The sequence below is a fragment of the Corallococcus sp. CA049B genome (assembly GCF_003611685.1).
Taxonomy (GTDB): Bacteria; Myxococcota; Myxococcia; order Myxococcales; family Myxococcaceae; genus Corallococcus; species Corallococcus coralloides.
The window spans coordinates 1-24,357 of the sequence record NZ_RAWC01000007.1 but is presented as its reverse complement, the minus strand read 5'-3'; the positions used below and the strand labels follow the sequence as shown (position 1 = coordinate 24,357).

Here is a 24,357-nt window from a genome sequence, read left to right as displayed (position 1 = left end):
CTTCGAGGGACTCGAAGGATGCGCGTCAGTCCCAGCGGCTGGTGAGCTTCAGCTTCCACTCGCGCAGCTTGCCGTTGCCCACGCCCGACGGGTTGACGATGTGCAGCTTCCACAGGCCGTTGATGGTGCCGTCGCGGGGGATGCCGCGCGTCACCGGGATGCGCTTGGGCGGCGTGCCCTCGTTGGGGCCGTCCCACAGGAGCGCCGTCTCACCACCCGGATCCTCCAGCGTGAGCACCAGCTTGGACGGGTTGTTGTGCGCCAGGTCCAGCTCCACCGTGATGTCCTCCGGCACCGTCGCCAGGCCCACCACCGGCTGCGTCGCCGTCAGCGGCGTCGTGTTCCCCTGCAGCGTCAGGTCCGAGTACGCCGTGAACTCGCCGGACATCCACGCCGGCCGGCACCAGCCCTCCGTCGCGCCCGAGTCCAGGCCGTGGCACGCCAGCCCCTCCGCACACGGCACGAAGCGCGAACACGACGTGTCGTTACCCGGGATGGGCAACGTCGTCACGCAGCGGCCGTAGGGGCTGGAGCCGTCGTTCGGCTTGCCCTCGCAGTGGAGGTTCGGCCCGCAGGTCCCCACGCCGGTGCAGGCGTCGCCCTCCTCGCCCTGCTGCGTGGCAGCCTTCAGGTTCTGGAGCGCGGGCGCATCCACGAACGCCAGCCGGCCCAGCGTCAGGATGTCGTAGAACGGCCGCGCCGCCACCATCGCGTTCGCCGCCGCCGCGGGCACGTTGTACGTGGACTGCAGCGCCGCCAGCGACTGCGTGTTCACCACCGCCAGCGCCCGGCGCGCCTCCGACACGTTGAAGGACACGCCGTGGAACGTGCCCACCCAGCCGTCCACCGGCAGCTCCACCCGGCCCGTGCCCCGGGCGTACGCCTCCAGCGCCGCCAGCGCCGCGGGCCCCACCTGGGGCAGCGCGTCCACCTGCTCGATGGAGACGAAGCGCTTGTCATCCGCCGTGTGCGGGATGCCGTCCGGCCCGTAGCGGTAGTTGATGATGCTCTGCGCCGCCAGCGCGTTGAGCGGCACCTGCGTGTCCAGCGTGTTGAAGGTCAGGCCGTACTCATTGAGGAACAGCACCACCCCGATGCCCGCGGGCGTGCCCGAGGCCAACTCCTGCGTCTGCACCGCCAGCGCGTCAGCCGGCGTGTCCGACACCGCGGCAGCGCCGCAGCTCAGGAGGAGGGGAACCGAGGAAAACGACAGAAAACGACGGAGTCTGGAGTTCATGGCGTCCATGTACTCCAAGACAGGCCGCGTGTCGGTGACCGTTCAGGTTCTCTCCTGATACAGCGCGATGACGCCGTGGACCTGGTCGGTGACCTGCTGGAGGCGGTCCGCCGCCGCGTGGGTGGCCTCCACCCGGACCACCGAGGCCTGCATCAGCGCGGTCAGGTCCGACACGGCGGTGAAGATTTGGGAGACGCCCGCCGACTGCTGGCTCACCGACGCCGAAATCTGGCGGACCGCGTCCGCGTTGCCCTTCACCAGCCCGGACAGCATGCCCAGCCGTTCGCCGGAGGCGCGGATGGTCTCGATGCCCCGGGCCATGCGTTCGCCGCCCTGGCGGGTGAGGTCCACCACCCCCTGGATTCTGGAGCGCGTGTCCTCCAGCACCGCGCGCACCTGTTGCGTGGCCGTGACGGACTGGGACGCCAGGCCCCGCATCTCCCGCGCCACCACCGCGAAGCCCCGGCCCACCTCCCCGGCCCTCGCCGCCTCGATGGCCGCGTTGATGGCGAGCACGTTGGACTGGTCCGCCAGGTCCTGCACCGTCCGGGTGATGCCGGCGATGCGCTCCGTGTACGCCGCCAGCCCCTGGACGCGCTCGGAGAGGTCCGCCGTCTGCGCGCGCAGGTCCGCCAGCCCCTCCACGCTCCGGCCGATGGCGTCCTCCACCGCCGCGCCCACGTCCCCGGCCTGCTGCGTGGCCTCCAGCACCCGCGCGGCCTGCTCCGAGGCCAGCAGCGACGTCTGGCGGATCTCCTCCGCCGTCGCCCGCGTCTCCTCCAGCGCGCGGGCCTGCCGCGTCAGCTCCTGGCGCTGCTCGCCGGTGGACTCCGTCAGCGTCGTCACCGAGGCGCGCAGCGCGTCCGCGGAGCTCATCAGCGGCCGGACGACCTGCTCCTCAACCGCGCTCCGGGACAGCTCCAGCTGCGCCTCGCGCCGCGCGGACTCCCGGAGGTCGCGCTGGCCCTGCACGCAGGAGGCGATGAGGAACAGGTCCTCGAACGCCACCCACGCGGTGTGCTCCATCCACCGCCAGGACTCGCGGGCGTGCATGCCGAAGATGGACTCCGGCCAGAACAGGCCGCGCATGAAGTGGTCCGCCGCCACCACGCCGCTGAAGGTGAGCAGCACCTTCCAGTCCCGGTAGATGGAGATCAGCGCCAGCGAGCCGAAGATGTGGAAGTGCGTCTCGATGCGGCCGCCCATCAGGTGGATGAGCAGCCCGGACATCAGCGCCTGCCCCACCGCGATGACGTGCCGCGTGGACTCGCGGCCGGGCCGCGTGAGCGCGAGCACCACCGGCAGGCCGCCCAGCAGCAGGCCCAGCCCCACCGCGGCCACCACGTGGGAGTGGACCGTGCTCTCCAAGCCCGCCCAGGCCCGGGGCGACAGGTACACCGCCGCCACGATGCCGCCCAGCCACTGCAACACCATCAGGACCACGAAGGTCCGGTCCGTCCGCCGGCCCAATGACAGACACTGCGCATCGAACAACTGGCGCGCGCGCTCGGACACGGCTGCTTCGGACAGCTGGGTTCTCATCATGTGTCATCACCCGCGGGCGTGAGGGGTGTCTGGAGGGCACAGCCAAAGACTGGCGCGGTGACGGGGCCGGAGAGCTCCGCGTCCAGGAGGTCCCGGATGGCGCCTCCCCCCGCGCTGTCACCTTCGTGGCCCCGAGTGGGGGTGATGCCGCCAGCGAAGCGCTCCACGCCGTCCGGCGAGAAGAGGACCAGCTGTCCCGAGGTGCGCGCCCCCAGCTCACGCGCCACCTGCCCGTCCACGTCCGCCACCACCTCCACCCCCGGCAGGGCCACGGCGCGCGTCCACAGCTCCGAGCGCTCGAAGCCCGGCGGGGCCTCACGCGGCGCCCAGACGAACACGCGCGTGGAGAGCCGCGCGCCGTGCCGGTCCAGGAGCTTCGCCAGCTCCGCCAGCGTCGCGCGGGAACACGGGCACCGCGGGTGGAGGAAGACGAGCAGCGTCCAGGCGCCCGGCGCCCGCGTGAACCGCTCCGGCAACCGGACAGGGGGCGTGGCCGCGGGCCCCGCCGCGTTCGCGTGGGACCACACGAGTCCGAGCCCCAGCACGCTCGCCACCAGCCAGCCGCCCACCAGCCACGGCAGCGCCTGGCGCCGGAGCGCGCTGTGTTTCAGACCCTCCTCAAGGGATGCCCGGGCCGGGGCATCCGCGGGGCCATGCGAGACGACCGGGGCGGCCATGCACGGTCATGCTGAAGAGTTCCCGTGCCAATGGCAACGCGTATTCAAGCAGGCAAGTCTATACAAACCTGAAACATGCAATAACAGCAAATCCAGATGTTGGCCTCTTCCGGGAGAGAAGCCTGGGCCTCCAGCCCTGAATTCTTGTTATCACCGTTCCCAGAGCCGGATTTCGGTGCCCGCGCGGCGCACGAGCAGCGGGCTCGAGGCGCCGTCCACCGGCTCGATGCGGCCCGGAAGCGTCGCGGACTGGACGCACCTCCATCCGCGCCTGACGAGCGCCGCGTGCACCTGGGCGCCGAAGCCGCCGCCATAGGACGTGAGCAGGTGGGACGCGCGCAGCCGGTCCAGCAGGTCGCGGCTGGCGTCGTCGGACAGGTAATAGAGCACCTCCGCCAGCAGCACCAGGTCCGCCTCCAGCGCCACGTCCTCCGCGCTGGCCTCCACGATGCGTACGCGCGGAAGCCCCCCCAGCCGCTCGCGCAGGCGCGTGACGAAGCGGGGCTCGGACTCCACGGCGCGGACGTTCGCGTCCGGGAAGAGCGTCAGCAGGTGCCCGGTCATCATTCCCTCGCAGGCGCCCACGTCCACCACGCTCCGGGGTGGGCCCGCGTGGCGCAGCGTCCCGAGCACCTTCGCGGTGAGGGCGAAGCGCTCGCCCTCGTAGGTGGAATGGGCGAAGCCCCAGGGGTCCGCGAGCTCCGCGAAGACCTCCGGCTTCGTGAGGGACAGGGCGCGCACCACGTCTCCGGCCCGCACCTCGGTGAAGGCCTCGATGCCGGGCCCGTCACGCACGGGGTCCGTGCACGCGCCGGAAGCGGCTCCGTCCGGACGCTCCCGGTAGAGCGCGTTGAGCAGCGACAGCTTGCGCTGGAAGGCCGCGTCGTCCAGCACCGTGCAGGCGGTGGGCCTGGCCCCCGTGGCGGGCACCCACAGCCGCTCGAAGACGCGGCTGACGAGCAGCGCCACCTCGCGGTGCAGCGGGGCGTCCTCCTGCGGGCTGTGCGTGTAGACGCGGGCGTCGCCCTTCAAGCGCCGCTCGCGGCACCACGGCCCCACCTCCGACGGGGACAGCAGGAGCTGCGTGCTCCGCGCGCCCAGGGCGCGGCCCACGGCCTCCAGCTCCCGGCCCGCGCCCCCGTCCTCCGTCACCACCGCGACGTCCGCGCCTGTCGCCACCGTGCTGAACAACCGCACGACGTCCTCCGGGTGGGCCACGACGATGAGCGCCGGAGCCTGCTCGTTCTCAGCCATGTTCCGCGCTCCACTCTGAAAGGGATGGGTTGAGGGCTCCGGGCGATGCGCGCCGGGCCAGGTCTGTCTCCACCGGGCGCCGTGCACGCCATGAGCACGGCCCCGGTTTCACGTGACGGCGAGCGTGAGGCTCAGCCATGGGCCGCGCTCCAGTCGGACACGTCCTGCGCCTGCTCCTTCGGGAAGCGCAGCAGCGGCAGCAGTTGCTCGCGGATGAGCGGCTCCCAGCGCAGGCGCTCGGTCAGCGCCCAGCCCGTCGCCAGCAGGAGGCGTCCTTCGTGCGCGTCGCGCGGAAGGCGGCGCACCACCTCCTCCGCCACGCGCTCCGCGGTGCGCAGCTCCTGTTCCCGCAGGACGCCCGCGGGCAGCGCCTTCCAGGTCTCCACCGAGTGCGCCAGCCCCGCTGCCCTCGCGTCCGCCACCGGATCCGACACCACGAGGTTCGGATGCGCGGCCTCCGACAGCCCCTGCCGCTCGCACACCGCCTTCAGGGCGCGCCGGGCGCCGCTGACTCCGGAGATGACGCAGATGGCGCCGCAGCCCAGGGCCTCCAGCTGCGCCAGGCCATAGGACTCATACAGCGACTGCCCCAGGGACACGTCCGTGGCGCGGTGCAGGTCGTCCCGCGTGAAGTCCAGGCCCGCGGGCCACGTGGGCTGGTTCACCAGCGCGATGTGCAGGCCCGTGTCCTTCGCGTTGAACGCGTCCACCCTCGCCTTCAGGGCGCGCAGGTTGTCGGACGGCTCCGCCTCGCTCCACTCCGTCACCATCATCAACAGCGCGGGCTTGCGCTCCGGTGGCAGCAGCGTGGCCAGGTGCTCGCACACGTCCACGTCGCGCCAGAGCCCCTTGCAGACCTCGTCCCGCGCGATGTGCGTGAGCAGCAGGCGGAAGTCCTTCCCCCACGCCTTGCGCGCATGGGCCAGCACCTTCGCCCGCGCGGCCTCCTTCGCGTCCCAGCCCGTCTCGATGGGCCGGTGCCCGTGGGGCACCACCGTCACCGGTTGGAGCGCATAGCGCGCATCCAGAAAGCGCAGCTCGTCCGCCACGGACGCGCTCACCGCGCCCACGCGGTCGCACAGGTGGCCGTTGCGCAGGATCTGGAAGTTGGGCCAGGCGCCCACTGGGTACACGTCGTCCAGCGTCTTCCCCTGCTCCAATCCCAGACGTTGGATGTTGTAGAAGCGCGCGTCGGACGCGCCCTGCCCTGCCTCGCCGTACTCCACAAGCACCCGGGGCGTGCGCACCTCGCCCGCGTAGTACACGGTGCGGCACCAGCGCCGCCCGTCGAGCAGCGCCTTGTACGCGAGCGGCAGCGACAGGTGCTCCTGCGCCAGGATGACCGTCCCCGCGCCGTCCTTCGGGCGCAGCCGCTCCAGCGCGTCGAAGACGGGCTCCGCGAGCACGATGGCCAGCATCGCGTCATGGTCCAGCGCGGGCGCGTCCATGAGGCCGTGCCGGACGGCCTTGCGGAACAGGCGGTTGACCCAGGGCGCCGCGCCCAGCCGCGTGCCGAAGCGCTCGCGCCACACGCGCGACAGCCCGCGCCACGCCGCCGGACGCGGCCCCCGGCAGTCGAACGGGAGGTCCACCCCGAGCAGCGTGTGCAGCCGCGCGAGGAAATTGGGCAGCGTGCCCATCCTCACCCGGTAGCCCCGGAGCACGTCCGTGAGGTCCACGAGCAGCACCTCCACCGGACCGCCCGGAGCGTCGCGCCGCCCGTAGATGAACGACACGTCGTGCCGCGCCTCCACCGGCCGGAAGACGCGCGCCCACCGCTCCGGGTTGTCCCGGCGCAGGCCGCTGTAGAACACCTCGCCGTGCGCCTCCAGGTCGCGCGCCAGCGACTCCTCCGGCGCGTAGCTCCCCAGGCCGCACGGCCGCACCGTGGGGCTCACCAGCAGCGTGCGAGGGAACGCCTGACGGTACTCGGGCTCGGACAGCAGGTGCTCCAGCACCACGCCCATCCCGCCCAGCGTGCGCGTGGCCTCATAGGAGAGGTGCACCAGCATGTCGTCGTCCGCCCCGGGCGCCCAGGGCTCCCTCGTGCTCATGGCGCCACCGTCCAGACGCGCTCGGCCAGCCCACGGCCCGAGCCCAGCCGCCGCGCGTGTGACTCCACCGCGGGCAGCGTCTGGGGTTCCAGCTGGCTGGCGTAGAAGGACAGCCCGCGCAGCTTCGCGGACCACAGCGTCGTCACGTCCAGACACCGGGGCGACAGCCCGAGCGCCCACGCGTAGTCGACGATCTCATCCTCCGGGTGGTGCGCGGAGTACGGCAGGTCCTCGTAGTAGACGACGTTCCGCTCTCCGCGCAGGGCCCGCACCGCGTCGCGGACCAGCAGGTGGTCCGCGTGGCTGGAGATGCCCAGCGGCACGTAGCAGACCGCGTCCGGGGATACGCCCGCCAGCACCTCGCCCAGCGCCAACATCACGCGCGAGGCCAGCGCCGACCGCGCCTCCTCCGACTCCGCGGGCCCGCCCGGCGGCGCGCGCAGGCTGGTGTCACGGAAGCCCAGGTGCACCAGGTCCAGCCCGTGCGCCCGCGCGAACCTCCGGTCCTCGCCCATCCGCAGCGACGTCACCGCCATGGCCCGCGAAGGGTCCACCGGCAGCACGAACTCCCAGCAGCTCTGGGAGAAGACCGTGACGAGCGTGGGCACGACGCCCCGGGGCACGCCGAGCAGGCTCGCGTACGCTCCCAGCGCCACGTCGTCCGGATGCGGGGAGAAGAAGACGTGCTCCGGCCCGTCGTCCCTTCCGCTGCGCGCGCACTCAGCCACGGGCGCCTCCCGCGAGCGGCGGCGCGGGCCACGCGTCCAGCGGCAGGTCGTGCAGGTCGCCCTCGGGCGTCACGAAGCCCAGGACGACCACGCGCTCGCCGTCGTTGTGCACCGTGTGCCGGAACGCCCGCACCGGCGCGTCCAGCTCGCGCGTCAGCCCTTCGGAGAAGCGGCCAGAGGTGATGAGCCAGTGCCCCTCGTCGTTGGGCATGAGGCGCGGCGTGTTCCCGTCCAGCCACACCAGCCCCGGCCGGGACTCGCCCAGGTTGAAGGTGAAGAAGCTCTTGTCCGAGTGCGGCTCCGACGCGTGCGCCACCACCTCCCGCCTGCGCCGCGCCGTGCTGGGCGCGTGGTACTTCACGAACCGCACCGCCCCCTCCGTGCGGCGGCGGAACAGCCGCGTGAGCCCCCCGGGGCGCAGGCCGTAGCCCAGCTCCAGCGCCTCCAGCAGCACGACGCCCACGGCGTGGCAGGCGTCATACGCGTCCTCCGACGCCTCCAGCAGCTCCCGCACCGGCTCCGGCACCAGGCGGCGGCGGAACACGGTCCACGTCGCGGGCTTGGCCATGAAGGCCTCGATGGGCTGCCGCACCACCGGCGACTCCGGGTACCAGGTGGCGTTGTAGCCCGTCTGGAACACCGTGGCCGCGGGCAGCAGCGCGTGCAGGTACGGATGCGCCAGCAGCGCGTGCTGGAAGGTTGCCTCGTAGCGCTCGTACATCCCCGCCAGGGCGTGGCGCTCCAGGAAGGCCGAGGGGCGCTCCAGGTAGAAGAAGCCGCGCTCGGACAGCTGGGTGATGAGCCGCCGCGCGAAGGACTCCCGCTGGCGCGGCGTCCCGGACACGAAGTCCTCCAGCTTGAGCGGCCGGATGCCCGAGAAGCGCTGGGGCTGACGGCGCACGAGGCCGTCCCGCGCGGAGGTGAAGGGTCTGGGTGGCAGGGACGGGGCCGGTGTCCGTGTCGCGGTGGCGGGCATGGGAGGTCGGGTCGTCATGGGTGGGAATCAGGCTGGAACGTGTCGCAGGCTACGGGTGGCGTCTGACATGCGTGGATCCCCCCGGACCCGGACCCGGGTCCAATGCCTCTCAAACCCAGTCACCTCCCAGGTCGCCCGGCGCACACGCTCCGTCACTCACGCGCGCGGGGGCACGCGGCGCGGACGGAGGCCATCCGTCCACCTGGAGACATCTCCTTTTCCTCTCTGGAGGATGACCCGGACCGGTGGGTCCGGAAGACACCGCCGGGAGCGCCGCTTTCACCGGCTTGTACGGGTGGGAACAGCGATTGCGACGCGGGGGCCGGTACCTTGACGGAGGCCCCCGCGCTCACGCCCAATCCCTGTCATGCCTCCGCATCCGAGACGTCTGCTCATCCCGCTCCTCATGGCTGGTACCTGCGCCTGTGCTCGCGCGCCTGGCTCGCGGGACGTGGAGGCCCTGGCGGCCCTGCGGGTGGAGGCCATCCGTCCGCCGATGCCGGCGCCCCGCGCGGCGCGGGTGGAGCGCCCGGTGACGACGGGGCTGCGCCTGGACGTGTTGCCGGACCGCGCGCACGTCTTCGTGGACGGCAGGGCGATGGGGCTCGCGCGGCACCTGGGGACGCTGCTGCCGCTCTCGCCCGGGGTCCACCAGGTGAGCGTCCGGCTGGAGGGCCACGACACGTGGCGGGCCGAGGTGATGGTGGGCGACCGGCCGGAGCCCATCCAGGTGACGTTGACCGCTTCGCCGTGACGCGAAGGGGGCCGTGACGCGCAGCGCACCGTCAATCCGAGGGGGAGGCACAGGCGTGAAGCTTCCAAAGAGGAAGGGCCGGCTGTTCCGGTTGCCGTTCGCGGACGCGCCGGAGTCGCGCGCGCGGCTGTGGAAGAGCATGACGGAGCACGGCCTGTTCGTCCCCGAGGACACGCCGCAGCCCATCGGGACGGAGTTCGCGCTCCAGGTGGCCTTCCAGGGGGACGGGCCCGCCGTCTCCGGCCGCGTGCGGGTGATGGAGCACGGCGTGTCCGGCTGGGTGCGCGGCTACTTCGTGAAGTTCGTCGCGCTGGACGCGGGCAGCCTTCCGCTGCCCCTGAGTCCTCGCGAGCCGCTCGCGCCCGCGACCGAGGGGACTCCGGCCGCTGGCATGGCCGCCGGTGTTCCCGGGGGGAACGCGGATTCGTGGCGGGAGGAGCCGACGCCGGTGGGCATCCGGCCTCGCTCCACGGTGGGTGGTGCGTCCGCGCTGAATGACTATTCGCACCTGGAGCTGCTGCACGCTCGCGACCCGGAGGCGTGGCAGGGCGGGCTGCGGCCCTTTGACGCGTTCGGGCCGTACCAGCTGCTCCAGCGGCTGGGCACGGGCGGCATGGCGGAGGTGATCCTCGCCCGGCGCACGATGGCGGAGGGCGTGGACAAGCTGGTGGCGCTCAAGCTGGTGTTCCAGGAGTACGCGCGGCACCCCCGCCTGTCGGAGCTGTTCCTCACCGAGGCGCGGCTGAGCGCCACGTTGCAGCACCCCAACGTCATCCAGGTGTTCGACGTGGGCAGCGCGGCGGGCCGGCCCTTCATGGCCATGGAGTACGTGCACGGCCGCAACGGCGCGGACCTGGTGCAGGCGCTGCGGCAGCGCGGGCGTCCGCCGCCGGTGGCGTTGGCTGTGACGGTCGCCATCGAGCTGGGCAAGGCGCTGGAGTACCTGCACGGGCAGCGCGACCTGGACGGGCGCCCGCTGCACCTGGTGCACCGTGACGTGAGCCCGGGCAACCTGCTCGTGGGGCTGCACGGCGAGGTGAAGCTGGTGGACATGGGGGTGGCGTCCGCCAGCATCGCGAGCGGGAATGATCTGCTGGTGGTGGGCAAGCGCGCGTACATGGCGCCGGAGCAGATCGCCGGAGGCCACCCGGAGCCCGCGTGGGACATCCACGGCATGGGGCTGGTGCTCTATGAGCTGCTCACGCTGCACCGGGCCTCGGAGGCCTCGAGTGGCACGGAGGGGCCCGCCGGGCTGTTGAAGCCGTCGCATTTCAATCCCCAGGTGACGCCGGAGCTGGAGCGGCTGGTGCAGTGGGCCACCGCGCCGGAGCCGTCCTCGCGGGCGCCCAGCGCGAAGGTGCTGCGGCATGCGCTGGAGCGCGTGCGGAGCACCCTGCCTCCCTTCGACCTGGTGCTGACGATGCACGAGCTGTTCGGCGAAGCGCTGGACCGGGGCCGGCGCGAGACGGAGGTGCTGATGGGGACCGCGCGGGGCAAGGACCGGCCGCACGCGTTCCCGCGCTACCGCCGGTGGCGCAACGCCGTGGAGCAGCGCATTCCGGTGGCCGCGAAGCTGGCGGTCGCGCGGCATGGGAGTGCGCTGCGGTGGAGCGCGCTGGCAATCGCCGTCCTCTGCGCGACGGGGGCGGCGCTGATCTGGCCGCTGCGCGCGACGGAGGCGGAGCTGGCCGGGCACCTATCCCGCGCGGACCGGCTCATCGCGGTGGCGAAGCTGTCGGGCGCGGGCGAGGACACGGCGCTGGCGCAGCTGCAGGCCGCGCGGGCGCTGCGGCCCGGGGATCCGCGCGTGCGTTCGCGACTGGCGGCGCTGGCGGATGCGTTCGAACGGCTGGCGGCGGAGGCCACCCAGCGGGGGGACGTCACGGAGGCCATGGCGCATCTGCGCGCCGCGCTGGAGGCGGCACCGGAGCGGAGCGCGACGCGCGTCCAGCTCCGGCTCCTGGAGGAGGAGCTGCGCAAGGCACCTTCGGGTTGGAGGGTGCGATGAGCGCGGCGGCCCTGGCGAGCCATCGGGCGTGGGAGCTCCGTGGGAATGAGGGCATGAGACGTCGAGGCACATTGGGGTGCGTCCTGCTTCTGATGGTCGCGGGCTGCTCGCGAACTTCGGACGAAACGGGCGCGGTGGAGACCGTGTCGCGGGAGCTGTCCGCCATCGTGGCCACCTGTGCTGTCGCCCGCGGCCCTGTCGAAACGCTGCGCACGGCGAATGCCTACTGGGAGCCGTTCGAGGCGGGCGCCACGTTCCGCTCCGGCGACTGGGTGCGCACCGGGCCGGAGGCGTCCACGCGCATCGAGCTTCGAGGCGGTGGCCGCATCGAGTTGGAGGAGCGCACCGTGGTGATGGTGGAGCGGCCCGCGCCTCCGGAGGGCGGCGGTTCGGTGGTGGCGCTGGAGTCAGGGACCGCCCGGGGTCTGCTGCCCGAGGACGCGCTGCATGACGGTCCGCTCGTGCTTCGCGGCGACAACGGACGGCAGGTGGCGCTCACGGTGGAAGCTCACTCGGGCCCCACGGAGTTCCGCGTCACCCGCACCGCGCGCGGCATGCACCTCAGCGTTTCCCGCGGACGGCTGCTGCTGTCCGAAGGCATGCACCGCCGCACGCTCGAGGCCGGCACCTGGCTGGACGTCGCACGCGGACTGGAGGATGCCGAGCACGATGGCTCGCCCTTCCCCACCAGCCTCTCGCCGGGCGTGGACGCGCGCATCGCGTGGAACCCGGAGCTGCGCATCCCGTTGAGCTGGAAGCCGCTGGATGGCGCCCGGAGCTACCAGGTACAGGTGGCGCGTGACATGGGCTTCACCCGGCGCGTCGTGGACACGCAGGTGGAGGGTCCGGACTTCACGTTCGTCCCGCCGGAGCCCGGCATGTTCGTCTGGCGCGTGTCCGCGCTGGATGAGGCCGGACGGCCGGGCGAGTCCGGCTTCGCTCGCCGCATCTTCGTGGAGCGCCAGCGGCCCCGGGGCCTGCTCGTCGTGCCGCGCGAGGGCTACGAGGTCCCGGATGGCTCCAGCGCCGAGGACCTCGTCTTCGCGTGGCAGTCCACGGGCGGTGAGCCACGCTACCGGCTGGTCGTCGCGCGCGACCGCGAGCTGCGGCAGCCGGTGATTGTACGCGAGGGCAGCCCTCAGCAGGTGGTGCTGCCCGGCCTGGCGCCCGGTGAGTACTACTGGGGCGTGTACGTGGCGGAGGATCCGCCCGTGCCTCTGTTCCAGAAGGCTCGCAGGCTGGTGGTGCGCGGGCCTTCCAGGGCGCTGTCACGCGACGCGCTCCTCCCCATGGACCCTTGAGCCCTGCCATCCGCTGACGCGTCATGCGCCTCCGCTGACATGTCACACGGCGACGTGCCGTCGCACGTCCAGGGCAACAGCCAGGGCGCCTGAACGCGGCACGTCGATTGCTGTCCCGCTCCGCACTTGGAACAGGAGAGTGCATGCGCTTCATGAGCGGAGTCGTCGTCGCGGTCGGTCTTCTCGGGTGCGGAGGTCCGGAGGCCGAGCAGGCCCCCTTCGAGACAGTGGGTCACGCGGACCAGGAGATCGTTGGAGGCGTCGAGGCCCGGCCGAACTCGCACCCCTGGATTGTCAGCCTGCAGCAGTACGGCAGCCATTTCTGCGGGGGCAGCCTGGTGCGAGTGAGCCCGAACCGGGAGGAGAGCGACATCGTCCTCACCGCTGCCCATTGCGTCTATGACGGCTACTCCAACGTCACGGCGTCCGCTGGGGCGCATGACTTGTACCGCCCCACGTCCACGCAAGTGACAGCCCGGGTGGCGGTGGCCGTCTACCATCCCCAGTACAATCCGGACACGACGCTGAACGACATCGCCGTCCTCAAGCTCGACAAGCCCATCAAGTTCGACACGAGCGTCGCCGGGGCTTGCGGCCAGTCCTCGGGCATGCGCCCCAACCTGACCGCTCAGCTCGCGGGCAGCAACACGCGCGTCCCTGTCTGCCTCCCAGCCTCCGGAGCGCGCGTCGCTGAAAACACGATGGCGACGGTCGCGGGCTGGGGCCTGACACGGGAAGGTGGCTACGACACGTCCAGCATCCTGCTGCAGGTGGACGTCCCCGTCCTCAGGCATCAAGACGTCGCCAACAGCTACAGGTCCCAAGGAATCGTCATCGACGAAAATGCCATGTTCGGGGCTGGGTATCAGCAGGGGGGCAAGGACGCATGCCAGGGCGACAGCGGCGGGCCGCTCGTCGTCAAAGGCTCACAGGGCTACGTGCTCCAGGGCATCGTGAGCTTCGGGGTAGGCTGCGCGCGGGCAGGGCTGCCCGGCATCTACACGCGCGTCTCCAACTACATCCCGTGGCTCAACGCGCAGATCCGGACCCTCAGCGCCGTCAGGTAGGGCGCGCGGGGCCTTCCACCTTGACTGCTGCCAACACCACCGCGCCTTGAGGCGGCAAGCGGCCCACCCGGCCTTTATGATGCGCGCCGTGTCACGGGCCGTCCGCCGCCAGGCGCCGGTTCCCCTCTGTCCTGGGTGAATGCATGTTCGTCGCTCTTGGAGTCCTCGCTGGCGCCGCCGTGCTCGTGCCCGCCGCGCGCCGGTGGTTGATGCACCGGGTGGGCACACCCCGCGCGAGCGAGCCCTTCGACGGACACGTCTACCGCATCGGCAAGGCCGTCATCGCCGAACGGCGCTGCGAGCAGCCCCGCGCCACGGTCATCGTCATGCACGGCTTCGTGGCGGACATGCGCTACTTCACGCACCACTACCGCGAGCCCGACCTCCAGCTCATCCTGCTGACGAGCTGCGACTACCACCTGCCCATCACCGACCCTCGTGAGGCGTCCGCCCCCTGGGCGAAGGTGCCGGCGGAGCCCGAGGGCACCATCGCCCATGACGCCGCGGTGCTGGTGCAGGCCCTGGAGCACCTGCCCCGCACGGACGTCGTGCGCGTCCATGGACATTCGCGCGGAGGCGCCGTGGTGCTGGAGGCCGCGAAGCTGCGGCCGGACCTCTTCGAACGGGTGGAGGTCGTGCTGGAGGCGCCCGTGCTCCCGCAGGCCCGCCCCTACCGGAGCCTGACGCCCTCGCAGCTCTGGCTGCTGCCGTTCCTCATCCCGTTGTGGCGGCTCGCGCCCATCGCGAAGCACAACCGGGGCGCGTGGGGGCCGCTGGAGAATGCTCGCAAGCGCGAGCTCATCATGGCCTTCCCGTTCAACCCGAAGCGGGTCGCGACGATGATGGCCAACCTGCGGGACATCGAAGCCTGGAGCCAGACGCGCGATGCGTCCCTGTTCGGCAACGTGCGGCGCGGCACGGTGCTCGTCCCGGGGAAGGACCGGGTGCTGGAGTCCGCGTCCATGCGGGAGAGCGCCTGGCGCGCGAAGCCGGGGCTCAACGTGGTGGAGCTGGACGGGTGCAGCCACTTCGTCCTGTGGGACCGTCCGGATGCGCTGCCCGTGCTGACGCGCACGCCGGAGCGGTCCACCGGCAACGATTGAGCCTTCGCGCGGGGCCGCGCTACGCGCTCTTGCGCCGGCGCATCATCGCCTCGTACGAGCGGCCCACGCCCTGGGAGAGGATGAGCAGCTCGCCCACGTCCGGCGGGGTGAACTGCTCCGCGCCGTTGTCCACGTAGAGCAGGTGCACCACCTTGCCGCGCACGAGCAGCGGCAGGATGACCGCCGTCGAGGGGAAGCCTCCGCCAATCAGGCGGTAGAACATGCCCATCGCCGCGTCGCGCTTCACCGGGCCGACGAAGTGGGAGCGCAGGTCGCGCACGAGGCGGAAGGTGCTCTGGTCGCGCAGCGGCACGCCGATGCGGCGGACGCCTTCGTCGCTCACGCCCTGCCCCATGCCGTGCCAGCCGGTGACGAGGTTGCCCTGCACGGACAGCAGCAGGCACCGGCGCCACTTGCCCATGGCGAAGCGGAGCACCGTGCGGGCCACGTCCTCGCGGTCCGAGCTGCGTCCCAGCTCCGCCTGGGCCTCCGGGAACGTGAGCGGCGTGGGAGGAGGGGCCACCGGCTTCGCGGCCACGGGCGGAGTCGGCGCGGCTCCCGGAGGCATCGCGCCCGCCGCACCGGCCTGGACCGCGACGTGCGCGGGCACTCCCTGCGCTCCGGCCTGCGCCGCGACGTGCGCGGGCACTCCCTGCGCTCCCGCCTGCGCCGCGACGTGCGCGGGCACTCCCTGCGCTCCCGCCTGCGCCGCGACGTGCGCGGGCACTCCCTGCTTCGCCGCGCCCTGCCCCGCGGCGCGGGCCGCCTGCGCGGGCACTCCCTGCGCCGGGACGGACGGCGCGATGTGCGCGGGGATGTCCACTCGCGGCGGCACGGGCGCTCCAGGACGCGCCTGCGCTGGCATCGCGGGCCGGCCCTGGGGCGGCGCGGCCACGGGCGCCTCCACCACCTCCTCGCCGGTGATGATGATCTCCCCTTCCAGCACGTCCGCTTCGGCTTCCGCATCCGAGCCGCCGCGCAGCGCCTGCGCGTAGACGGACTGGAACTCCTCCTCGCTCATCAGGTCCGGAGGCCGCTCCGCCGCCTTCCGCAGCTCCGCCGCGGCGCCCTTCGCGGGCCTCGGGCGGACGGCGTTCATGTCGATGGCCCGCAGCTGCCGGAACGCCTTCGCGTGCCGCCGGAGCAGCTGGTTCATCCGGAACTCGGGGATGACCACCGGCACCACGCGCTTGCCCGTCTTGAACGCGATGGCGTCCAACGTCGTGAAGTCATGCGGGTTCACCACCGCGACGCTCAACCGCGTCGCGTCCGCCCGCATCGGCAGGTACTCCTTGTCGTCCGCCTCGTTGGGGTTCACCAGCGCCACGGCCTTCGGGTCGGGCACCATCTCCCCGGACGCGTAAGCGCAGTTGTGCAACCGGCCCAGCGCCTTGGCCAGGTCCTGCTCGGACAGGAGCCCCAGCTCCACCAGGTTCGTCCCCAGCCTGCCGCCGTGGACCACCTGCGACTCCAGCGCCTCCTCCAGCCCCGCCGCCGACACGAGGCCGTCCTTCACGAGCAGTTCACCCAGGCGCATGGGGCCGCTTGTAGCCATGCCCCGTCACCCTCCGCAAGCACCCGGCCGGGCACGCCCCCCTAGTCGTCCGGGTGGTGGCTCAGCCCCACCCGGTTGCCCTCCGGGTCCCTCACGTAGAGCGTCCAGCGCGTCTCATGCTCCAGCGGCACGCCCGCGCGAGCCAAGGTCTCCACCACCCCACCCCGCGCCTCGCGGGGAATCCGGAACACGAGCATCAGCAGCCCCGGCGCCGGATGGCGGAACGGCCCCCCTTCCGGCATCCCGTCCACCGCCTCGATGGCCAGGAAGGCGCCCCCTGGGACGCCGACCCAGACACTCCGTAGGGTGCCGTCCTCCCGCAGGTGGCGCTTCAGCTCCGGAAAGCCCAGCAGGTCGCGATAGAACGCCGTCACGCGCTCCACGTCCTTCGCCTGAATCGCCACGTGGTGGAAGCCCTGAACGTCCGTCATGGAGTTGATGGTAGGGTCTGCCGGCCCATGGCGCGACTGCTCATCGTGGAGGACAACCAGGAACTCGCCTCCCTCATCGCCACGGTCGCGGAGACCCGAGGCCATGAGGCGCTCACCGTCTTCACGGGGGAGTCCGCGCTGGAGGCCCTGGGCCCCCACTCGCGCTTCGACGCCGCGCTGGTGGACCTGCTCTTGCCGGACATCCGCGGCAGCGAGGTGCTGGGCGCCCTGCGCGCGCACGGCATCCCCGCCATCGCCGTCAGCGGTGTCTACAAGGGTGACCGCTTCGCCCAGGAGGCCACGCAGGTCCACGGCGCCTGCGCCTTCTTCGAGAAGCCCTTCGAGCTGGACTCCGTGATCAACGCGCTGGAGGAAGCCGCTGGCGTGCCGCCCGTGACGCACGGCGAGCTGCTCGACGAGGTGGACCTGCTCGTCCTGGAGGAGCTGGTCCAGGAGACGCCGTCCGCGGAGGAGGAGCCCGCGCTCGCGTCCGTCCTCTCTCCGGCCGAGCCGGCCGAGCCCTCCGAACCCGCACCCCCGGAAGAAGCCCCCGGCGTGTCGGAGGCCCTGCCCCTGCCCTTCGCGCAGCGCGACGCCGTGTGGACGGAGGCCGCGCCCGCGCCCGTGCGGCAGCGGCGACAGCTTCCGGAGTGGTCGCTCGGCGGAGACCTGGCGCACACGTCGGTGCCGCGGCTGCTCAACGCGTATTACGAAGCGCGCCACCACGGCGAGCTGAAGCTGCGCCAGGGCACGGTGCTCAAGGTCGTCTACTTCGAGGCGGGCCGCGTGGTGTACGCCGCCTCCAACCTGGCCCCGGAGCGCTTCGGCCGCTTCTGCCTGCGCAAGGGCGCGCTCACGGAGGCGCAGCTCGCGGAGGCCACGGGCTACGCGCGCGAGCACTCGCTGCGCACCGGCGACGCCCTGCTCAAGCGCGGCCTGCTGAGCCCCAAGCAGCGCCGCCAGCTGCTGGAGGAGCAGGTGAAGGACATCCTCTGGTCCACCTTCGCGTGGACGGAGGGCGGCTACGGCTTCAGCCCCATGCGGCCGCAGCGCGCGGACCTGGTGCCGCTGTCGCTCTTCCCCGGCGACCTCATCCTGGAGGGCGTCACGCGCACGGAGACGCTGGTGGCGCTGCGCCAGCGCATGGCGCCCGGACGCCGCCTGTTCCCCACGGCGGATCCGCCCTACGGCCTGCACGAGCTGAAGCTGGCGGGGCCCCAGGCGATGCTGCTCGCGTTCGCGGACGGCACGAAGACGGTGGAGGACCTGCTCGCCCTCACGGATCTGTCCGAGCGCGAGGCCCTGGCCACCCTGCGCGGCCTGGAGCTGTCCGGCGTGCTGGAGGAGCGTCAGCAGACGCCCAACCGCCGCCAGCGCATCAGCTTCGGGCTCTGACACCCCGCCGGCGCCGCGCGGCCCACGCCAGCGCGCCCAGCCCGAACGCCGTCACGCCCGAGCCGCCACCGGAGCACCCGCAACCCGACGTGGAGGCAGGCGGCGGCTCCGAGTGCGACACGACGACCTCACGCAGCGACGCCGTGCCCGAGTACTTCGGCGGAGCCAGGAGCGCCGTGCGCACCACGTACGTGAGCTTCGCGGTCGCGCCCGCGGGCAGCGGCACCGGCGCCACCTCGAAGTGCTGCGCGGACACGTCCACCGGCGTCACCGGCTGGCCATCCAGCGTCACGCTCTGGGGCACCACCTGCGCGCCGGTGACGCTCTCCCGGTAGTGGATGGAGCTCACGTCGCAGGCGGTGTCATTGCGCAGCGTCACCGTGACGCCCACCTGGCCGGAGTTGATGCCCTCGCCCGTCTCCGTGCGCCGCTCCACCGTCACGAAGGGCCGCGCGCCAATGCGCACCGAGTGCTCGCGCGCCGCCCCGCTGGCGCCTTCGCCCACGGCCGACACGTTCAGGGTGACGAGTTCGCCCACCAGGGACTCCAGCTGCGTGTCCACCGTGGCCAGCGACACCGAGTCCTCCTGTGCGACGAGCGACGCCATCTCCGGCCCTCCGGTCGGGTTCCACTTCAGGTTCACCGCCGAGCAGGCCCCTTCCGGAATCGTCTGGCGCAGCGTGCCCCGGGCGCCCTCGCCGCAGGTGGCGATGAGCTCACCGCTCAGCTCGCCCAGCACCACGTCGCGCGCAGGCTGGGAGAAGTCCTTCGTCGCCTCCGGCGCCACGACGCCGCCCTCGTGCACGCGCGCGCGCACGGTGTAGTTGCCACTGCCGCACGTGGGGGGCAGGTCCAGCGCGAAGTCGCCTCCGCCTCCGGCGGCCGTCCACGTGTCGAACACCTTGCTGGGGTCGGCCGGGTCCTCCAGCGTCACCACCGTGGTGAGGGGGCGCATGCCCGTGCAGTTGAGCGGCGGATCCGTCTTCACGTGGCCGCGCAGCATGCGCTCCTCCGCGAGGTCCAGCTCCACCAGGGTCCTCACCGCGTCCAGGGGCACCCAGCGCGGCTTCACGGTGACCTCCACGTCGGACGTGGGGCTGTCGAGGACGAAGCCGTCCACGGTGATGCGGTTGAAGGCGCGCAGCTTCAGCTTCAGGGTCTCTTCGCACGTCGCCCCGGCGAGCAGCACGGAGGTGCCCTCGACGGGGTCCTCGCCCACGGGGCGCCGGTCGTTCCCCAGGAGGGCCGTCACCGTCGCGTTCGAGGGATTCTCCAGGACCGACCAGAACGTCGACACCGGCGGCAGTCCTGGCGTTCCGGGAGAGCCCCCGCACAGGTGGGTCGCCTGGGGAATCAAAGCCGCGCCGGAGAAGACGTCACGCGAGGCGCTGGTGAACGGAGCCTCGGGGGGGCCCCAGGGGTGGAGCCGCACCGGGACCTTCGTGGGCTCCGAGGTCAGCGCGCCGTCATCCGCGCGCACCTCGTAGTCGAAGGTGGCCGTGCCCGGCTTGCAGCGGTCCTCGCGGGTGGAAGGGGGCGTGAACGTGGCCACGCCCGCGTTCACCGCGAGCTTGGGTGCCCCGGTGGGCTCCGTCCAGGTGTACCTGACGGGCTCGCAGCCCGTGGTGCCCCGCGTGGCGGTGAAGGTGCCGGAGGGCCCTCCCATGAAGAAGTCGTTGCCCTCCGCATCCACCTGGGGCGCGCCAGGCTTGATGGCGTGATTCAGCACCAGCTTCACTTCCTTCAACGTGTCGTGCGCGCGCAGGCCGTCGGAGGCCACCACGTCCAGGAATGACGTCTCGGACGCACAGACTCCCACGGGCGCGGTGAGCGTCAGCTTGAGTCCGCTGTCCTCGCGCGAGTCGAGCGGCGACTGGGCGAGGGTGATCCGGCTGCCCGGCGCACGCACCGCGGCCGACAGCAGCACCGCGTCCCCGTCCGGGTCGCGCAGCCTGAGCTCCACGTCCTGGGTCGTGCCCTCGTCCACGCTGAGGGTGGAGGGGAGTTCGCTCACGCTGGGCGGGCTCGCGTTCCGGTAGATGAGGACGTTCTGCGCGGGCCCGTTGAGGATGGCCACGCAGTAGGACGCGTCCGCGCAGGCCATCCGCGACGCGGGATGGGAGACGGTCACCGGCAGGTCCGTATTCTGCCGCCAGAGCGTGCCCGGGAGTGCGGGCGGAACCACCGGCTCCGCGCTGTACGCAGCCACCTTGCCGTCCGGCTGCTTGAGCAACAGCAGCCCGAAGCCCGTCGCCTCGCTGGAGCCGCTCGTCACATCCAGCGCGAGCGCATCGACCGAACCGGGGGCCAGCGGGATTGGCTCGAATGGATAGCCGGCCCCCCCCAGCGTCCCGCGGAACAGGCCCACGTCGTTGCCGAAGAACGCGAGCGGCTGGTTCGGCGTCTCGCCCGGCACGAGCGCCACGCCGTGGGCCCAGTTGGGTGGCGTGATGCCCGTGGCCACGTAGGACACCACGTCCGTGCCCCGGTACCAGAGGAAGTTCGCCTTGGCCGCGGACACGGCGAACAGCGCCTGCGGAACCCCGTCCGCCTGCGGGGGCAGCACCGCGAGCTGAGGCTGGGCGCTCAGGCCGCTCAATGGGGGCGTCAGGGTGCCCCACTCGGCCGTGCCTTCCTTCGGGAGCAGCGAGGTCCGGAACTGCGGTGTCAGCAAGGGCCCTTCGGCGGCGACGGCATACCCCACGCCCCCGTCGGCTGTAACGCGCGCGGCCCTTACCGCGTAGTCGCTGCCGTCATTGGGGAACAGGCGCTTGTTGTCATCCGTGGGCGAGCAGCCCCCCAGGCTCTGGAGCGTCCCGTCCAGACGGATGCCCACCACGCAGTTCGCTCCGCGTAGGAAGCTGCCCGCCATGCCCATGTTCAGGGTCGTCACGACGCCATCGCGCGACACGTACAGCTGACTGTCGGTCGCCACGGCGAAGAAGCCAGGCCGGAAGACGGTGACGTCCTTCGGAATGCCCGTCTGGGTCCCGATGTGGGTCCACTCCGCGCGAGCCACGCCCGCGCACAACCCCAACCCCAGGATGATCCACCCGACTCGCACGTTCGACGTCCCTCTGCCCGGCGACTACCAGGCCACTTCCGCCCGGAAATAGAGGCGATCCGGAGCATCCTCCGATTCGGCCTCCAGACCCAAGCCGCTGAAGCCCAGGACCGTGTACCCCAGGGCCACCCGCAGGCGCTCGTCCAGCCGGTAAGCCACCTCTGGCCGGAGCGCCGTCAGGCCCTGGTCGTCCGCCGCGGAGGTGCGCCGGGCCGCCTCCACCGCGACCTCCAGTCCGCCCACAAGCCGCACCGAGGGCCGCAGCGTCCCCGTCCACACCCAGCGCGAGGACTCGCCCAGGCTGGAGCGTCCCACGTGCAGGCCGGACGCCACGGAGAGCCGCTCGCCCAGCCGCACCGCCGGCATCAGCGACACCGTCTGGAGCACCCGGTCCCCGAAGGCGAAGCGGGCGCCCGGGGACAGCTCGCGCGTGAGGCCGTAGCGGGCCACCACCAGCCACGGCCCGGGCCGCCAGACGAGCGCCGCGAACCCTTCCGCGAACCGCGCCTCCAGCCCATCCCGGCCCGCGGTGTGCGCGAAGTCCAGCCGCCCGGAGGCCGTCACGTCCTTCATCAGCTGGCCCTCCGCGGACAGCGCCAGCACCACCTGGGTGCGGTCCACCGGGCCGGAGGCGCCGCGCGCGGGAGTGCCCTCTTCGTGGCGCAGCTCGGCGCGCACGTCCGCGCGGAAGCGCTCGCGCAGCCACTGCGCGGACACGCTGGCCACGTCGCGCGTGAGGTCGCTTTCGATGTCCAGCGGGTTGCGCACGCCGCGCTCGTAGCGGGCGCCCACGTTGAAGCCGCTCTGGCCCACCGCGTACTGGAAGCCCACGGCGCGGGCCCGGCGGATCGCCTGCGCGTCGTGCGCGCTCACGTCCTCCACGAACAGGGTGGTGCCATCCCCCACCTCCGTGCGGGCCCCCGTCACCGCGCGGCCCGCACCGAAGTCCGGCCCGTCCACGTCCACGGAGTAGCCGCCGTAGTAGGTCTCATTGCCGCGCCGCGCGCGCGCGTCCAGCCAAGCCTGGGGGCCCAGCTCCGGCCCCCAGCCGCCCTTCACGCCCACGGACGTGTCGTTGTCCAGGTTCACGGCCACGCCCGCGGAGGTGAACGTGTCGTTCATCCGGCCCAGGCCTTCGCCGCGCTCGTGCAGCCGCTGCCGGTGGCCCGCGGACACGGTGAGGCGGGACGTCAGCATGCGGGACACCGATACGCCCAGGGACGTCCGGCCGCCTTCGAGCGCGGCGCCCTGGCCGGGCACCTCCGTGGCGCGCAGCCAGCTGTCGCGCAGCTCCAGGCGCACGCTTCCTTCGTTGCGCTCATAGGCCACGGCGGCGCCCAGCGTGCGGGCGCCGAAGGGCGTGTCCTCGAAGGGCAGGCGCGGATCCGCCGAGCGCCGCTCGTCTCCCACGAGCGTGAGCGCCACCGGACCCACGGGCTGGGTGACACGCAGGGACAGTTGCCGGAAGCGGGCCGCGTCCAGGTGCGCGCCATCGGAGAAGCCCTTGGAACGCTCGCGCCACACGGCGGCCACGGCGCCGCCATTCCCGGGGCCCAGCACGCCAGGGCCACTCAAGCGCAGGGTCACCGCGCCGCCGTGGTCATCTTGCGTACCCACCGGGCGGAGGAAGGACAGGCCGCCGTCATCCGACACGCCGAAGACGGAAGGCTCCACCGCGAGGCCCCGGCTGCTCGCGGCCTCCGCGAGGAGCGAGTAGCCCCACAGCTCCGTCTGCCCCCGCCCCGATAGGAGCTGGAAGGGCGCCCCCAGCCGGCGCTCACGCACGGCGGACACTCCGAGGGTGGAGTCACGCCAGCGCGCCCAGGCCTCGCCGCCCACCGAGTCGCGCGGGTCGCCCGTGTGCAGCACGGCGTAGTCCACGACGAGCACCGGCTCCGGCGCCTGGGTGAGCGCGTCCGTGCGCAGGAGCGACGCGCCGGTGAGGAACGACAACGGGCGCGCGAGGAGGATGCGGCCCGCGAGGTAGTCGATGTCGTAGTCGCGCCCCCGGACGAGGTGCTGTTCGCCGAGCGGCAGGCCGGTGACGCCGTCGCGCACCTCCACGCGCACCAGCTCGGAGCCCTCCGCCACGGTGCCGCCGCCCAGGTAGTAGAGGCTGCCGCCGGTGGCCCGAAGCTCCTCGTGCGCGGGCGTCGCGGCCAGGCCGCGCGTGGGGTCCACCAGCCCGCCAGCGAACGCGTCCAGCCCCACGCTCACGGGGCCCAGCTGTTCGCGCAGCTCCGCGTAGGGGCCGAAGAGGGGGCGGTGGTAGCGGCCCACCTCGCGGTCCTGCAGGAGCGCGCGGTAGGTGCCGAAGCCCGCGCGGCCGTACTGCTCGTGCCGCGCTTCCAGGCGCAGGCGCCCCTCCGCGGGGTTGGGCGTGAGGGACACGGACTGGTCGCCCCACTCCGCCGGAGCGAGGTCGGGGTCGGGCCAGCGGTCGAAGCGCTCGGGCAGCCGGGGGCGAAACCAATCCGCGAGCGGCGCGTCGTCCAGTTGGCGCAGGTCGGTGTCGGCCAGGTCCAGCTCGCCCACCACCTGCACGGGGCCCAGCTGGGCCTCGCCGTGGAGGGCGCCGCGCCCCCGCAGCCGGAAGCCCCCGCCGGCCGGCGCGATGCTGGCCTCCACGTCGAGCAGGCCCACGACAAAGGGTTGGGCGCTCGCTTCGACCGTCACGGACACGGCGATCCAGGGCCGCTGTGGCGGAGCCATCGAGATGGGGACGGTGTTGCGTCCCGGCACGAGCCTCACGGGCAGGCGGAGCTCGCCTTCGGGGCCCGCGACGAGCTGGATGTCAGGGGTCGTCACCTGGGTGCCAGGGGCCACCTCCAGACGCAGGAAGGTGTCTCCCGTGGCCAGGGGTACGTCCGGGGACAGCCCGCGCACGGCGCCCACGCGCACCTTCTCGCGGGGAATGACGAGGAAGCCGTGCTCACCGCGCCGGACCACGTCGAAGGACTGCTGGGCGAACTCCACCGCGCCGTCGGGCGAGGTGGTGGTGATGGCGATGACGTTGTCCCGGGCCGGATACAGCAGCACGCTCGCGAGCCACGCGCCGGAGGCGTCCACGGTGGCGTCCACGTCGCCCGCGTGGACCCGGTCTCCCGGAGAGGCCTGTCCGCTGATGAGGAAGCGCAGGTTCCCGTGGTCGGCGGCGCGCGCTTCGGGAGGCCGGCCGGGAGCGGAGGTGGTGGGGGCCTCGTGGGGG

At 72.5% G+C, this 24,357-nt stretch carries 17 protein-coding genes; 6 read left to right on the top strand and 11 right to left on the bottom strand.

What is annotated here, in order from left to right; all coding sequences use genetic code 11:
* Positions 1-25: 25 nt before the first annotated feature.
* From D7W82_RS42280 to D7W82_RS02535, 7 genes are all read right to left on the bottom strand, one after another.
* Complete coding sequence (locus D7W82_RS42280; protein WP_120616841.1) at positions 26-1,237, bottom strand: proprotein convertase P-domain-containing protein; 1,212 nt, start codon at positions 1,235-1,237, stop codon at positions 26-28.
* A 42-nt stretch (positions 1,238-1,279) separates the two neighbouring features.
* Positions 1,280-2,782, bottom strand: a complete 1,503-nt coding sequence (locus tag D7W82_RS02560) for a methyl-accepting chemotaxis protein (RefSeq protein ID WP_233587250.1) — start codon at positions 2,780-2,782, stop codon at positions 1,280-1,282.
* The gene (locus D7W82_RS02555; protein ID WP_120616800.1) at positions 2,779-3,459 is read right to left on the bottom strand and encodes a RedB protein; all 681 of its coding nucleotides are present in this window, start codon (positions 3,457-3,459) and stop codon (positions 2,779-2,781) included. The genes D7W82_RS02560 and D7W82_RS02555 overlap by 4 nt, the downstream gene beginning before the upstream one ends.
* Positions 3,460-3,609: 150 nt before the next feature.
* The gene (locus D7W82_RS02550) at positions 3,610-4,713 is read right to left on the bottom strand and encodes a class I SAM-dependent methyltransferase (RefSeq protein ID WP_120616799.1); all 1,104 of its coding nucleotides are present in this window, start codon (positions 4,711-4,713) and stop codon (positions 3,610-3,612) included.
* Positions 4,714-4,844: 131 nt separating this feature from the next.
* Positions 4,845-6,767: a glycosyltransferase gene (locus D7W82_RS02545; RefSeq protein WP_120616798.1), complete on the bottom strand. Its 1,923-nt coding sequence runs from the start codon at positions 6,765-6,767 to the stop codon at positions 4,845-4,847.
* Positions 6,764-7,495 carry a PIG-L deacetylase family protein gene (locus D7W82_RS02540; RefSeq protein ID WP_120616797.1) on the bottom strand — a complete coding sequence of 244 codons (732 nt, stop codon included), beginning with the start codon at positions 7,493-7,495 and terminating at the stop codon, positions 6,764-6,766. The genes D7W82_RS02545 and D7W82_RS02540 overlap by 4 nt, the downstream gene beginning before the upstream one ends.
* Complete coding sequence (locus D7W82_RS02535; protein ID WP_147439192.1) at positions 7,488-8,489, bottom strand: hypothetical protein; 1,002 nt, start codon at positions 8,487-8,489, stop codon at positions 7,488-7,490. The genes D7W82_RS02540 and D7W82_RS02535 overlap by 8 nt, the downstream gene beginning before the upstream one ends.
* 388 nt (positions 8,490-8,877) lie before the next feature.
* On the opposite strand from D7W82_RS02535, the gene D7W82_RS02530 reads away from it, so the two are divergent.
* The 5 genes from D7W82_RS02530 to D7W82_RS02510 all read left to right on the top strand — a co-directional run bounded on the left by D7W82_RS02530 (position 8,878) and on the right by D7W82_RS02510 (position 14,704).
* On the top strand, positions 8,878-9,225 hold the full coding sequence (locus D7W82_RS02530; protein WP_158617565.1) for a PEGA domain-containing protein: 348 nt from the start codon (positions 8,878-8,880) through the stop codon (positions 9,223-9,225).
* A gap of 55 nt (positions 9,226-9,280) precedes the next feature.
* Positions 9,281-11,233, top strand: a complete 1,953-nt coding sequence (locus tag D7W82_RS02525; RefSeq protein ID WP_147439191.1) for a serine/threonine-protein kinase — start codon at positions 9,281-9,283, stop codon at positions 11,231-11,233.
* A gap of 53 nt (positions 11,234-11,286) precedes the next feature.
* Entirely contained in the window at positions 11,287-12,534 is a 1,248-nt protein-coding gene (locus tag D7W82_RS02520) for a hypothetical protein (protein WP_147439190.1), read from the top strand.
* A gap of 143 nt (positions 12,535-12,677) precedes the next feature.
* Positions 12,678-13,601, top strand: coding sequence for a serine protease (locus D7W82_RS02515; protein WP_120616792.1), 924 nt, complete (start codon positions 12,678-12,680; stop codon positions 13,599-13,601).
* A gap of 143 nt (positions 13,602-13,744) precedes the next feature.
* Entirely contained in the window at positions 13,745-14,704 is a 960-nt protein-coding gene (locus tag D7W82_RS02510) for an alpha/beta fold hydrolase (RefSeq protein WP_120616791.1), read from the top strand.
* Between the two features lie 19 nt (positions 14,705-14,723).
* Here the strand turns inward: D7W82_RS02510 and D7W82_RS02505 are convergent, their stop codons facing one another.
* Both D7W82_RS02505 and D7W82_RS02500 read right to left on the bottom strand, forming a co-directional pair.
* The gene (locus D7W82_RS02505) at positions 14,724-16,241 is read right to left on the bottom strand and encodes a general secretion pathway protein GspE (RefSeq protein ID WP_120616790.1); all 1,518 of its coding nucleotides are present in this window, start codon (positions 16,239-16,241) and stop codon (positions 14,724-14,726) included.
* A 59-nt stretch (positions 16,242-16,300) separates the two neighbouring features.
* Complete coding sequence (locus D7W82_RS02500) at positions 16,301-16,690, bottom strand: VOC family protein (RefSeq protein ID WP_120616789.1); 390 nt, start codon at positions 16,688-16,690, stop codon at positions 16,301-16,303.
* A 27-nt stretch (positions 16,691-16,717) separates the two neighbouring features.
* Here D7W82_RS02500 and D7W82_RS02495 point away from each other — a divergent pair, with 27 nt between their 5' ends.
* Positions 16,718-18,085: a response regulator gene (locus D7W82_RS02495; protein WP_120616788.1), complete on the top strand. Its 1,368-nt coding sequence runs from the start codon at positions 16,718-16,720 to the stop codon at positions 18,083-18,085.
* On the opposite strand, the gene D7W82_RS02490 is transcribed toward D7W82_RS02495, so the two are convergent.
* Both D7W82_RS02490 and D7W82_RS02485 read right to left on the bottom strand, forming a co-directional pair.
* Positions 18,069-21,149 carry a hypothetical protein gene (locus D7W82_RS02490; RefSeq protein WP_147439189.1) on the bottom strand — a complete coding sequence of 1,027 codons (3,081 nt, stop codon included), beginning with the start codon at positions 21,147-21,149 and terminating at the stop codon, positions 18,069-18,071. The genes D7W82_RS02495 and D7W82_RS02490 overlap by 17 nt on opposite strands.
* Before the next feature lie 24 nt (positions 21,150-21,173).
* Positions 21,174-24,357, bottom strand: a 3,184-nt coding sequence (locus D7W82_RS02485; RefSeq protein ID WP_120616786.1) for a flagellar motor protein, incomplete at its 5' end; no start/stop codon positions are given.